Below are 14,623 nucleotides of genomic sequence, written 5' to 3'. Positions count from 1 at the left end.
CGTGCACGGCATGGGCGAGCACGGCTGCAAATCAGCGAATCGGGATGATAAACTACGAAAAGCCAATAATCTATTTAAGAAGATTGCCGGAATTAAAGTTGACAGGCCATTCCGAGTATATTGGATCAGTCCATAAATCGGGAAAATCCGGGAATCGCTCGAATCCTTTATCAATCCGCCGGACGTAAATTTCAAGCGGCATCGCCGTATAATTTTCTAAGAACAAATTTTTCCAAACCAGCTTCTGGAATGCTGAAATATTAACCGAAAACTCTTCTAAATCTCCAGTCAACTTCCATCGATCGTTAATTCCAGGAAGCCAAAAGTCGCTGAATGCAACGGCCTGGGATATACAAACCCTTGCGGCCTCTCGCCTCAGCTCACAACCTTGTGCGGTCCAGTTTTTTACTTCAGGGAGCAACCATTTCCTAATGGCAAACTCGGCCTGACTTGTATCCAAAAGATTTAACGAGAAAAATTCCTTGTCGTAGCCGTAGTGCGCAGCTTCTTCTTCGCAGAATGGAAACATGATTAATTCAGCATGACAAAGTGAAATTTGCTTCAAGGTCGAATTCCTTTCGGATCTGGCATCTTCACACCGGATTTGAGCTCGGGGAACGATGTATAAGCCTTTCCGGTAGCTTTATCAATGCTCACTACAACACTCTCGGTCCATCTGTACTCTCCGGCGACACCTCTAGCTTGATTGCTTGGCGTATTTGCCAAATAACCTTCGCCAACAGGCCTTCCAAAATCAACCACAACTTGGCGGTTGGGAAAAGCTGCAGGATTGGCGGCGTATTTTTCTTCCGCCTGCTTTATCGCTTGATCCATATCGACAGAATTAAAGAATTTGGAAGCGTTTACCGGCCTACCCGGCTGTCCGGTTTGCGGATTAGTACCATTCATCGCTCGATCGTACTGATCCGACAGCTTTGTATATACCCCATGTTTTTCAATGTAATGCGGATTGCTTGTGCCATTTTGTTCATCTAATGAAACCTTATTACGCAAGGCCAACTCAGCGTCCGCGTTAGCAGGTTTAGCATACGGCTCAACACCTCCATCACGCTGAGCATTCTGTGAAATCCTCGCAAGCGCTTTAGCCTCGATTTCGGAGGCCGCCTCACTCGCCAGCTTCTTCCCAACGCCCACGCCCACTTCCAGGGTATTCCCAACCACGAAGCCGGCCACTGCGAACCCACCTTCGGTCCCCGCCTCCTTGACCTTCTCCGGATCGTTCGAACTCACCTTTTCCAAGTGGTTCAGCATGTTTCCAACCGGCGAGATGTTCATCAGCGCCGTCCGGACATCTGCGCCGGTGATGTCCATGAACTTTCCGTCGGATAGCCACTGGAAGGTCTTGGAATCGAAGCTCGGCCCGTCGCCGCTCAAGGCGCCTGAATTCAGGTAGTTGTTGATGACCTGTCTTGCGTACCCTCCAGGCACGGTCAGCATGTCCTTGTAGATGGAAACGCTTTCGCTGCCCAACGCCCAGCCCGCATCCACAAGCTTGCCCGGCGCGGCCAAGGCGCCTTGCCCGTAGTACTTCGCCGTCAGTGCCACAAGCGTCGTCTGCTGGTCAGGGTGAACCTCGACGACTTGGAACGTGCCATCGCGCTGTGGCACTCGCATATACGCCACGTCGCTGCCATCGATGAACAGATAAGTGCAAGGTCCGGCGGGCGATTCGCACCCTGGCACTGGGAACTGGGTGGTCCGCTTTGCTCCATCGGACCATGGTGTTGTCGAAGGCCGTACCGCGAGCCAAGTACCGTCGGCCTGTTCAATACCACCCGAGGGCACCTGGCCCACGAGCTTGTAGCTGTCGCTGGTCTCGTTGAGGAACTCGGTGTTGACGGTGTGGTCGAAGAACGCGGCGGTGCCGCGAGCGTCCATGCTCACGCCAGATTCACGCGACATACCGGCCAGGATCTGCTCGGCGAGCGGGTCGTTGGTCAGGTTCCCAAAGGCTGTCTGGTAGGCGCTGTCGTTTTGGAAGAGCAGTTGCTGAGTCAGCCGCTGTTCCCACTCCACTTCACTCAGCCCCCGCATCCCGGCAAGCTTTTTGGCCTGTTCCTTCACCAGCGCGGTCTGATCGGGGTGCAACTGACGATTGTTGTAATCCTGGTTCAATCCAGCCACAGCGCCGTCAACACCTCCGCCTACAGCGGCGCTGATGCCAGTGGCCAAGGCCGCCGCCGCGAGCTTCGAGAGACCCGCAGCCCATTCATTCACTCCGTTCTTGCCCGTGAGCCCGGCCTCTTCCAATGAAGCTTTCAAGCTGGTTTGAACTTTCCCCAATTCACCAGCCAACTTGGCGCTGGAAGCTGCCCCCAGCGCGCCGCCCACACCGCCGGTGACCGCACCAACGGCCGCATGTAGCGCCACACGGTAGTCGCCGCCTTCGTCCCAACGGCTGGCCTCGGCGCTAAGCTCATCAGCAGCTTTGCTCTCTCCAGCCGCTCTGGCGGCCTCCGCTTGGGTGCGTAGGTTCTTGGCCTTGTCGCCTGCAAAATCCCCCACCTCCTTCGCCGCCTGCGCCCCAAACTCCGACACGATCTGCGCATTCACCTTCACCTGCTCGGCCAGCTTCTGCCCATCCCAGCCTTGCGCCAGCTTGCCGGCTGTCGCATCGTTGGTCGCCCCCCGGTCCAGCTTGTCCAAGGCCGCTTGGCTCTGCGCATCCCCGCTGGTGATCGTCGTCACCCCCGAACTGATCGTGCTCTTGGTCGTGCTGCGCTCGTCCCCGCTGGCCTTGTACGCGCCGGCCATCCCGCCGCTCGTCCCCGCGCTCACCGTCACCGCGCTGGCGCTGTACTGGCTGCGGTTGTCGATGTCGCTGGTGGTCAGCGTCCCGGTGCTCAGGCTGTTCTTGCCCGCATCGATCGCCGCCTGGCTGCTGGTGATGGCACCGCCCTTGAGGTCGGTGTTGCCCTTCACCTCCACCTGGAACCCGCCATCTCCTGCGCGGATGCCCGCCTGCGCGCCAACCGCCGCATAGTCCGCATCCACCTTGGACTTGCTGTAGTTCGCGCTACCGCCAGCGCCGTACCCCACCGTGACGCTGCCGCCGACGGTGCTGCTCTTGCTGTCGAACTTCGCCGTGTCCTGCAGGCTCTCGATCTGCAGATCGCCGCCCACCTGCGCTTTGACGGTCGGCGCAGTGACGACCGCCCCCTGCAAGGTGGTGTCGCCGCCGGACTGCAGCGTCACGCTGGTGCCGCCCTTCAGCTCGGTGGCGGTGAAGCTCTTGTCCACGCCGTCGGAGTTGCCCTTGGTCACGCTGCCGCTGGCGGTGAACCCGACCCTGTTGAACGCGCCCAGTTGGAAGCCCACGCCCACCGAGGCACTGCTGCTCTTGTTGCCGCTGTGCTGCTCGCTGGTGTTGGTGGCCGCCACCAGGTTGATGGCGTTGTCCGCCTTGATCAGCACCTCCTGACCTGAGAGCGATCCCCCGCGCACGGTGACGTTGGACGACTGGTCCCCACCGGTGGCGACGAGGCTGAGCTTGTCGCCCGCCAGGATGGAACTGCCCGCCGCCTGATTCGATTGACTCGACTGCTGCGTGGTGCTCTTGCTGCTGCCCACCGAGATGTTGAATCGGATGCTCTGCTTCTGGGCCTCGCTGCTGAGCTGCTCGAAGTTGGCGATCTCCTTCTGGGCCTGCATGGCCTTGGAGATCGCCGTCGCCGCCGCCAGCGCCTTCATCCGGTCGTCTTCGGTCTGGGTGACATGCTCACCCGCCTTCACCGCTTCCATCGCGGTGGACACGCCCGGAATGCTCAGCGAGACCGTCACCCCGCTCTGCTTGAACTTCGTCTGCGTGTCCTGCGCCTGCTGGTTGCGCGATTCCAGGACATCAATACTCTTGCCTTGGATGCTCACATCCCCGCCCGGCGCAGCGATGTCCGATCCGACTTGCCGGTACGCGTTACCCGCGACGATGGACACATCCCCGCCCACGCTGGCCACGGTCGAGCCTGAGTTCGTCTCCTGCGTCGTCTTGGTCGTCTGCGCCAGCGACTGCTTGCCGATGCTGAAACCAATGCCGCCGCCGCTCATCAAGCCGGACTTCACCGTCTTCTTGAACTGCTCGGTCTCCAGTGTGTTGGTCGCCCCTTCGATGCTGATGTCCCGCCCCGCCTGCAGCGCAGTGCCCGTATCCGACACCACATTGGCCGCCACTAGCTTGAGGTCCTGCCCCGCCAGCACATCCACCGTATCGCCAGACACCGTGGTGCCGATGGCGGTGGTCTCATCCGACTTGTTGTAGGTCGTGGTCGTCTTCTTCTTGACGACGCTCTTCTTGGTCTTCTGGGTCATCTGTTCGATGACCTGGTTGGCCTCGCCCGCCAGCAGCGACACATCGCGGCCGGCGGCCAGCGTCACGCCGGCATCGCTGCTCTTGAGCGCCGCAGCGGTGGCCGTGAGGTCCTGACCGGCTTTGAGAACGACCACGCCCTCGCCCTGCACCGTGGTGCCGACGTCCTGTGTCAGGCTCTCCTTCTTGAAGTTGGTGGCGTTCTTGATCTCGTCACGCGAGCTGGCAATCTGCACCGTGCTCAGCGTCAAATCACGCCCGGCCTGGATGACCACTCCGCCGTCCGTCCCCTTCCCGTCTTGCCCTTGCGTGATCTGCGTCGCCTGCAGCGACACATCCCGCCCGGCCTGCACCACCATCACGCCACCGGCGCTCAGTGAGGCCACCTGATCCAGGATGGTCGCTTTTGTCGTCACATTGCCGCGCTGCGTTCTGCCGCTGGCCGTGGTGGTTTCCATCACGATGTCACGCCCCGCCGTCAGGGCCATGTCCCCCCTTGCCGACAAGGTACCGCCGACGCTGCGAAGATCGTCGCGGGCGCTGAGCGCCAGCGAAGTGCCGCGCATGTCCCCGGTGTTGGCGATGTTCTGCGCCGTGATGGCCACATCGCCGCCGCGTACCGAGCCGGTGTTGTTGAAGTCTCCGCTCAGCGCCATCTCCACCCGATTGCCGGCGATGAGCGCGCCGCTGGGCAACAGGTCCCCGTCACGCGGCACCAGATAGACCTGCGGCACCAGCACACGTTGCGTCGTGCCGTCGGCCAGCGTCACCGTCTGCTCCACCAGCCAGACCAGGTCGGTGGTGAGCTGCGTCATCTGCTCAGCCGTCAGCGCGATGCCGGGGCGCAGTTCATGCGCCTTGGCGAAGCTCGCGCCGTTGCTGAGCAACGCACGGTACATCGCCTCGTCGTCGGCATAGCCTTCCAGGAAGGTGGTGCCGGTGAGTTGGCCGATCTGCTCGCGCACCAGGCGCTGCTCGTAGAAGCCGTCGCCCAGGCGCTTCTGCGTGGTGGCCGGATCCACGGCAAGCTGCTGCAGCAAGTAGTCGCTGGAGAGCCAGTCGCGGTAGTTGGAAAAACGCGGATCGGTTTCGATCAGGTAGCGCGAGGTGGGCTCGCTGTGCAGCTTGAACAGGCTGTTCGTCGGCAGCGTGAGGCTGACGCCCACGCTGTGCGCCAAGGGCTTGCCGTTGAACGTGGCGTTGGCGCTGTTGAGCGTCACCAGCCGACCTGTGCCGGGCCGGTCCTGCGCCGTCGTCGCGCCGCCGGTGCTGACCGCTTGCGCTACGGCCGCTGCCTTGGCGCGACCGTCCGCATCTGCGCTCACCACTGCGGCGGAGGCCTCACGCAGCATCGCGATGAGGCCGGCACGGCCGGACTGCTGTGAGGCCGATGCGCTCACACCCGCCTGCCCGGACTGCGCTGGGCTTACCGCCTGCGCCGATGGCTTACCCCCCGCACGCCACGCGATGTTGACTGCCGTGTTAGCGGACGCCCCATTCGCCGCGTTGACCTGACTGGGCATCCGGGTGAAGAGCGCGCCCAGCCCGCCCCCACCGCTGGCGTTAACCGCGCTGCTGCCCTTTGCCTGCTGAGACGCCGCGGCACCACCGGTACTCACCGCACCGGATGACGTCCGCACCGAGGGCGTCACTCCGGCTGGCGCATAGGACGTCGCCGTCGTCGGCAGGGTGAGCACCAAGTCGCGCTGGGTTCCGTTCGACGGATCGGTCACGCGCACGGTGCGCGTCACGTTCTCCACCGCAGAGCCGATGATCGCCACGCCATCAGCGCCGATCACTTGGCTCATGTCGTTGGTGATGGCGCCTCCCGTCACGCTGAGCGTGCCGCCCACGATGATGCGGCCAGCTGCGCTTTGCGTGACTTCCGCCGTGGCGGTGCCGGCAGCGAGCTCGTAGCCTAGAACAAAGACGATTTGTGGGTCCGCCTGCCTGAAGTCTTCGATCGCCTGCTCGGGCGTTCTGCCGTTCAAAGCCAGCACCGCCGATCTCGGGATCAGGAAGGAAAGGCCGCCGCTCTTGGAGCGATAGTCCAGGATGATCGTGTCAGCCGGTCCGACACCACGGGCCCACATCAGATACGGATTCAGGTTCTGAATCGTCCCCGATGTCATCGACAGATCACCCCGCGCCTCGATCGTCGCGCCGCTGTTGAGCACGCTGCCGGCGTGGATCAGCATGTCGCCGCCGCTGCTGATGAAAGACTTGCTGGCCAGGTTGCCCAGGCCGGTGCCCTCGCCGGTGCTCAGCCCGTCGTAGACCGTGCGGTTGATCAGGCCGTTGCGGGTGCTGATCTCCAGCCACTGGCTCGACTCGATGGTCGCGTTCTCGTTGAGCAGGCTGTCGGCCACCAGCCGCATGCCGCCGTCTGCGTACATCAGCGCGCCGTTGCGGTTGATGAGGTCGCGGCTCAGTTGCACGTCCAGGGTGTTGCGCGCCGCGATCACTGCGGCAGCGCCCCCCTCCTTGTCGTTCACCAACTGGCCCGCCGTCAGGACGATGTCCCCACCGTAGATCCGACCGCTGCCCAGGTTGAGCAGGCGGTCAGCGGTCAGGCCGACGGCGTCCCCGTCGATGAGACCGCGGTTGGTCAGCGTGCCGCTGGCGTTGAGCAGCGTCACCGTGCCGCTGAGCTCGCCGCTGGCCTGGTTGTCGATGCTCGATGCCCCGATGGACAGCGTGCCGCCGCTGCGCAGCGTGCCCTGGTTGGTGAAGGCGCCGGAGACCGTCAGCACCGTGTTGCCAGAGGACTGCAGCTGGCTGCCGGCGCCGTAGGTGAAGTCACCCGCCAGCGTCAGACTCAGGCTGCCGCCGCTGCTGATCTGGCCCGCCACGCCGCCGGTGAGTTCACGCACGCCGACGCCCATCGCCGCACCCGACCAGATGCGGCCCGAGGCGTTGTTCAGGGCCAGCGCAGACGCCGAGGCGGCGCCCCCGTCGCCGATGGTCTGCCGGCCCACCGCACCCAGCTGCCCGTTGGCGTTGTCCAGCGACTGACCCACCGTCAATGCCAGATCGCCGCTGGCCAGCACTTGGCCCGCGCGGTTGTCCAACTGCGTCGCGATGAGGCTGACATTGCCGCCCTGCAACCCTTGCCCGGTGCCCGAGGTGTTGCTGTTGTCGATTCGGGTGCCACCTCGCAGCGTCAGCGTCTGGCCGCCGTAGATCAGCCCGCGCTGGTTGAGGACTTGCTGAGCGGTGGCATCGAGCTTCTGCGACCCGATGAGTCGACCGCCTTCGTTGTCCAGCGTCCCGGCCACCGTGGCGGTGAGCCCCGTGCCGGCGGACAGCTCCGCCCGGTTGGTGAGCTGGCTCGCGTCGATCTGCGCGCTGCCGGCCGCACTGATGCCCGCTTCATTGACCAACGCGCCGGCATTGAGCGTCAGATTGCCCCGCGCGTGGATCCCCGTGGGCGTGCCCGCTACTGCCCCGGTTGCGGACCGTGCATTGCTCAACGCCCCGCCCTGCGTGCGCAGCGTCAGGTCGCCCAGCGACTGCACCAGCCCGCCCGCGTTGTCAAAAGCTCCGCTCACCGAGCTCAGCGACTGGCTGGCCAGCATCTGGCCGTCCCGGTTGTTGAGCGCCAGGCCTCGGGTGTCCAGCGTCAGCACCGTGCCGGAAAGCTCACCCTGTTGATTGGTCACGCCCGACCCGGTCACCGACAGCCCCTGCGCCGCCTGCACCCGGCCTTGCGTGTTGTCGATGGCCCCGCCGCTGCGCAGCGTCACCGCGCTTTGCAGGCTGCCGATGCGGCCGAGCTGATTGCCGATGGCGCTGGCATCGATGGTCATTGCGCGCTGCGACATCAGGCTGCCGCTGCTGTTGAGCAGCTCCGCCGTGCTTTGCACCGTGAGCGCTCCATCCGCACCGGCCCAGCCGCTGCGGTTGTCGATGCGGCCAGCGGTCAGCGCCAGATCGCCACCGGCACGGAGCTTGCCACCCTGGTTATCAAGAGTCCCGTCCACTCGGAGCGTGGTCACACCATCGCCTTGAAGCAGACCGTTGGAGGCATTGACCAGACTGCCGCCGTGCACGTCCAGCGTGCCCGCGCTGGCCACCGTGCCGGCGCTGTTGTTGATCTGGCCAGTGACGTCGATCGTCGTGGTGCCGGTGCTCAGCAACTGGGCGCCTTGATGGTTGAGCGACGACGCGGTCAGCGTCACCCCGCTGGCTTGCGTCTGGGCCTGGCTCAGGTCGACTGCGCCCGTGGCCCGCAGCGTCAACTGTCCGTTGGTCAGCACTTGGCCCGCGTGGCCTTGCAGCGTGCCGACGCGCAGCGTGGTGGTGCCTGTAGCGGCTTGAGCGAGGCGACCCAGCGTGTTGTCCAGGGCCTGCGCGTCCAGGCTCAGCGTGGCACCGGTGGCCTGGATCTGGCCGGATCGGTTGTTGAGCGTGCCGCCGACCACGGCCGTGAAGGCCCCCGTCGATCCGGTCTGCGTCACCCCACCGCCGACGTTGCGCCAATCCTGGGCACGAATGTCGACGCTCGATCCGCTGAGTTGAGCGCCATCGGTGACGAGGACGCCCTGCGCGCTGGTGAGCGCCAGTGCCCCGGCGCTGGCCAGCACGGCACGGTCCAGTTGAAGTGTTCCCCCTGACGCGGTCAACGTCGCTTGAGCGCTTTGAAGACGGCTGTCCTGCAATTGCAGCGAGGCACCTGAGAGCGTCATCGCGCCCGCAGCGAGCATCGAGCCGCTGTTCTGCAGCGCCTGCTGCGCTCGCACCGTCAGATCGCCGCTGGCGGCCAGCGTGTTGTCAGGCTTCAGGCCGGCCACCAACGTGCCGGTGCCGGACAGCGCATCAACCTCCACGGTCAGCGCGCCCTGCGCCGCTACGGTCCCGGTGTGCTGCAAGGTGCCGCCGACCTGCACCGAGCCAATGCCCTGCGTGTAGATCAGGCCGCTGTTCTGCGCGTTGCCGGTGACAGTCAATCCCACCGCGCCGACGGATTGCAGCGTACCGGCGTTGGCCAACTCGCCGCTGGTGAGGGTCAGCGCCCCCTGCGCTGACACCAGCCCCTGCCCACCGTTGCTGAAGGTCGTTGTTGTGAGCTCGATGGCCCGCGCGCCGATCTGCCCGTCTCGGTTATCCAGCGCGCCGGCTTGCAGATGCAGATCCGCACTGCTGTGCAGGACGCCGCCGGTGTTGTCTGCGCTGCCGGTGATCTGGAGTCGGGCATCGCCGACGCTGATGAGCTGGCCGGCTTGATGCTGCAAGCTGCCGGCGTTGAGCGTCACCGTGGCCGCCTGGGTCTTGGAGCCGTTGAGCAACGCGTTGCCGACCACATCGAGAGCGAGCGCACCCGCGCTCAGCACCTGACCTTGTGCGCCGCTGAGATCGCCCACCTCCACGTGCAAGGCGCCGCTGCCCGCGTGGGTCAGGTTGCCGCGCGTGTTGACCAGCTCGGTCGCCCGCAGCGTCAAGTCCTGCGCGTTGGCGGCAATGACGCCGTCGGTGTTGTCGATGCGACCCTGCAACGTCGCGCCGAGGCTGCCTGTGGCGGAGGTCTGCGCCAGTTGGCCGCCGATGTGGGTCCAGTCGGTCGCGCGAAGCTGCACCGTGCTGCCGCTGAGCGTGGCACCACTGGTGGTGAGGCCACCTGCGCTGTCGAGCGTCAGCGTGCCTGCAGTGACCACCTGCGCTCGGTCCAGGCGCAGCTCGCTGGTCTGAGCGCTCTGCGAGTTCTGAGCGCCTAGAGCGTTTCGGGCGATCAAATCAATCTGCTGCGCCAGCACCCGGCTGTCCTGCAATTGCAGCGAGCCCGCCGTGGCGCTCAGGCGACCGGCCGCCGTCAACTGCCCGCTGTGTTGCAGCGAGTCGGTGGCGCGCAGCGTCAGGTCCCCGGTGCTGGCCCAGGTGCTGTCGGACTTCAACCCCGCAGCGATGAGCCCGCTGCTGGCGATGCGGTCCGCCTGAAGCTCCACCGCGCCCAGCGCAGCGAGCGTGCCTGTGTGGGTCAGCGTGGTACCGGCATGCACCGACAACGGACCTTGGGCATAGACCTGACCGCTGTTGGTGACGGCACCTGTGGCGCTGAGCGCCATCGCCGCGCCAGCCTGCAGCGAGCCAGCGTTGGCGAGCTGTGCGACATCAACGCTCAACCCTTGCCGAGCCGCGATGAGGCCCTGCGCGCCGTTGTTCACGCTGCCACCCGCGAGATGCACGCTGGCCCCGTCGATCTGCCCGTTGCCGTTCTCCAGCACCCCGGCCTGCAGCTGCACGTCGCCGCCGCTTTGCAGCAGTCCGCCGACGTTGTTGACGGCATTGGCGACCGAGACCTCCAAGCCGGACACGCCGATCAACTCGCCGCCCTGGTGGTTGAGGCTGCCTGCCGTCACCGAGACGCGCTGACCTTGCGTCTTCGCTTGCGAAAAGTCCGCCGCACCGGTCACCGTCAGCGTCAGCGCGCCGTTGGTGAGCAACGAGCCGCTGGCGCCATTGAGCGTGGTCGCATCCACCGCAAGGTGACCTGTGCCCGCATGCACGATGGCGCCCTGCGCGTTGTCGAGCGTCTGCGCCCGCACGGCCGCGTTCGTGGCATTGGCCTGAATCTGCCCGGCGGCGTTGTCCAGTAGGCCTGCCACCTGGATGTCCAAGCGTCCGGCGGCTGACGTCTGGGCGATCTCGCCACCCGCGTTGCGCCAGTCGGTGGCGGTGATGGTCACGTCGCTGCCGCTGAGCTTGGCGTCCTCGGTATGGAGCGTGCTCTGGCTGGACAGCGCCAACAAGCCGGCCGTGGCGATGGTCGTGCGGCTCAACTGAAGCTCGCCCGTACGCGCGCCGATCGTGAGTTGCGCGGCCTGCAACTGGGTGCCGCGCAAGTCCACCGTCTCGCCGTCCAGGGTGAGGCGGCCGCCCGCCAGCGCCGCGCCGCTGTGCTGCAGCGCTTGCGTGGCATGCAGCGTCAGATCGCCTTGCGCGCCGATCGTGTTGTCCGCGAGCAGGCCGGCGGCCAATGTGCCGCTGCTATAGATGCGCGTGGCGTCCACCGACAGCGCGCCTTGCGACGCCATGGTGCCGCTGTGGCGCAGCGTCGCGGCCTGCACTTGCAGTTGGGCTGGGGCCTGACCTTGTTGCTGACCCTGCGCCCGCATCAGCCCGCTGTTGTCCAACACCCCGGTGGTGCGCACCAGCAGATCGCCGTTGGCCTGGATGCTGCCGGCGTTGGTGAGCTGCACGCCGTCCAGGCGCAGCGTGCCGGCGGTAGCAGCGATCACGCCGGCGCCCGCGTTGTCCAGCGTCATCGCCTGGATCTGCATGGATCGTGCAGTCACCTGGCCGTCGCGGTTGAACAGCGACTGGGCGTTCAGATCGAGCAGCCCGCCGGCGCTGAGCAGCCCGTCCTGGTTCTGCAACTGGCCCGTCTGCACTCGCATGGCGGCGCCGCTGGTGGAGAGCACGCCACCGGTGTTGTCCAGCGACTGCGCGCTGACCGACGCCGCGCGGCTGTTGGTCTGGATCACGCCGCCACGGTTGTCCAACTGGCCTGCCAGCGCCACCGTCCACGCGCCGTCACCGCTCACCGCCACCGTGCCGCCCGCATTGCGCCAGTCCGTCGCCTGCAGCAACAACGACCCACTGCGCAGCGTCGCACCCTCGGTGATGAGGAATTGCGTGGACTGCAACGTCACGCCATGCCCGACCGAGATCTGGCTGCGGCTGAGGTCCAACTGCTGAGCGCTGAGCGCAGCGTCGGCCGCCAGCACTTGGCCTTGCACTGCGGCTTCGTTCGCAACCACGGTCAGCGTGCCGCGCTCCGCGATGCGACCGTCGGTGAGCAGACCGGCGGCCATCGTCGATGTCGACGACGCTCTCAGTGCACGTCCAGCCTGCGCCGAGGCATCGCCTTGCGATCCGAAGAGACCAGTGATGGACAGATCAGTCCCGGACGTCGCGCGCAGCGAGGCGCCTCCGTAAACCGATCCGCCGAAGGTGGCAGAGTCGACCGTCGCGAGCGTCGCCGATGTTCCTGCGCGCAGCGCACCCTGGCTGTTAACCGTCCGCGCATCGACCGTGAGATCCCGCGCGGCCACGATGCTCGATGCGCCAGCCGCGCCCTTCCCTTCGCTGTCTTGAACCAGCCCGCCTTGCAGCCTCAACTGCACATCCTGCCCGCTGACGAGCCCACCGTGCTCCTGACTCAGCGAGGCCGCTTGAATCGACACCGCATCCCGCGCCGCGATCATCCCCGCCCGATTGCTCAGCGCACCTTGACCGGAGAGACTCAACCCGCCTTGCGCCGCCTGGAGCTGACCGCCATCGTTCTGGATGGACGAGCGCACCTGCACGGCGAGCCCCGCATCCGCCAGCACCTGCCCGCCACGGTTGTCGAGGCTGTCCGCGCTCAGCGACGTGGCACCGCTGCTGCGCACCACCGCCTGACGCAGCGACAGTGCGCCCTCAGACTGCAGCTGCACGCTGCGGCCCAGCACGTCCGCGCTGTCGAGCTGCAGCCGGCCGGCCGACACCTCCAACGCGCCGTTGGTGCTGAGGGCGGCGCCTCGCAGATCGGCGTCCACCGCGCTCAGGCGCATCGCGCCGCTGCCGTAGTGCTCCAGACGGGCTTGCACGCCGCTCAGTTGGCCGGCCGAGAGCACGAACTCCCGCCCATTGCTGGCGATGCGGCCGCCATCGGTCATCAGGTTGCCGCTCACCGACACCGACAGCGCCTCGCTGCCCAGATGCAGCCACTCGCCTCGGGTGTTGTCCAGATCGGTCGCTGCGATCAGCAGTTGTTGCCCAACGAGGGACGCGCCCTGCGTGCTCAACAGACCGCCGGAGCGAAGGTCCAGCGTCCCGGTCGAGAAGAGCTGCGCGTTGTCGGCGCGCAGCGCCGCCGCGGACAGCTGAATGCGCGCCGCCTGGAACTGCGCACCCGTGGCATCGAACGAGTCGCCGGACGCCTGCAGCGCCGCACCGGCCAGCACTTGGCCGGCCTGGCGCGACAGGCCCTCGGCCGTCAGCGTGAGGTTGCCCGCGCCGGCAGTGAGTGTGCCGTCGTCATTGAGGCCTGCGGCCGTGACGCTGCCCGCTTCGCCCTGCAGTTGCCCGCCGCTGAGGGTGGCCGAGCCCTTGGCCGCCAGCCAGCCAGCGTTGCGCACGCCCTGCGACATCCGCACCGTGAGCGCCGCCTCGCCGTTGGCGGGTGCGGCGTCCTGCGCATAGACGGTGCCGGTGTTGTCCAGCCAGCCCTGCGCATTGAGCGTGAGCTGCCCGGCGATCAGTTGCCCGGCCTGGCGCACCCCCAGGCCATCCTCGGTGCCGACCAGCGTGATTCGCTGCGCATAGATCCCGCCCAGGGCGGTGCTGTCCAGCGCGTAGCGAGGCCGCTCGCCGGTGGGCGCCAGGGCCTCACCTCCCGCATTCAGGTTGGCACCCATCACCTGCGTGCCGGTGCCGATGCGCACGTCCTTGGCCCACAGGCCCGCATTGATCTCCACGGCGCGGGCCAGGAGCGCGGTGTAGTCGGTCTGGCTCGCGTCCAACCCCTGACCGTCGATGCGGATCAGGCCGCCCTGCACGCCGAAGCCGGTGAGGCTGCCGTCCGCGCCCCAGCGCGCAGTGCCGGTGGTCAGCGTGGCGCTGCTGGCGTTGATGAAGCCTGCGCCATCGACCACGATGCCGGCCGGGTTGGCGATGACCACCTCGGCCCGGCGTCCGCCCACCTCCACGAAGCCCTTGAGCTGGCTTGGGTTGCTGCTGTTGACCTCGTTGAGGATGACCCGCGCCTCGCCCTTGGCCAGCCACGGATTGCCCTGCACCCAGCCGCCGAGCTGCGTGCTGGTCTCCCCCCGCGAGTTGTTGAGGATGACGCCCGACGGGTTGACGTCGAACTGGCTGTAGGTGTTGCGCGAGACCCCCGCCGCACTCGGCGTCTGGATGTTGACCAGCGGCGTGCCATTGGGCGCAGTGAGCACCGTGGGCTGCTGGTTCTTGGGCGCGGTGGCGTCGGGCTTGATCTGCGCTTGCGCGTCGGGCGAGAGCGTCAGCGCCGCAGTCAGCGCCATCGACATGGCCATGGCCGCCACCAAGCCCAGCAGCGCCGGCGGGCCACGAGACACCGCAGGCACCGACGCCTCGGAGGTCAGCGCCCGGCGCGATGGGCCGTCACTCTCGCCCGCGGCGCCCTTGCCCTGGCTGCGCACCGTCTCGGCCACCGCCATCAACTGGCCGCGTTGCTGGTTGAAAACGATTCGGTATTGAAGGCGGTTCATCGCGACAGACTCAGGTTGAACGTGCACCCAAGACCGCGCATCACGCCGCGACGCTTCATCACGATCC

2 protein-coding genes are annotated in these 14,623 nt (G+C 66.1%); both read right to left on the bottom strand.

What is annotated here, in order from left to right:
* Nucleotides 1-70 precede the first annotated feature (70 nt).
* Nucleotides 71-565, bottom strand: a complete 495-nt coding sequence (locus tag N4261_RS12760) for a hypothetical protein (protein ID WP_261760511.1) — start codon at nucleotides 563-565, stop codon at nucleotides 71-73.
* On the bottom strand, nucleotides 562-14,556 hold the full coding sequence (locus N4261_RS12755) for a two-partner secretion domain-containing protein (protein ID WP_261760510.1): 13,995 nt from the start codon (nucleotides 14,554-14,556) through the stop codon (nucleotides 562-564). Before N4261_RS12755 ends, N4261_RS12760 begins: the two co-directional genes overlap by 4 nt.
* Nucleotides 14,557-14,623 lie beyond the last annotated feature (67 nt).

It is taken from the genome of Roseateles amylovorans, from assembly GCF_025398155.2.
In the GTDB taxonomy this organism is placed as follows: Bacteria; Pseudomonadota; Gammaproteobacteria; order Burkholderiales; family Burkholderiaceae_C; genus Roseateles; species Roseateles amylovorans.
The sequence above is the reverse complement of the archived record's forward strand: the minus strand, read 5'-3'. Positions and strand labels throughout refer to the sequence as shown.

What these genes read in the sequence shown, in the direction of transcription:
- N4261_RS12755 (WP_261760510.1), bottom strand. Translation starts at nt 14,556, where the DNA reads ATGAACCGCCTTCAATACCGAATCGTTTTCAACCAGCAACGCGGCCAG.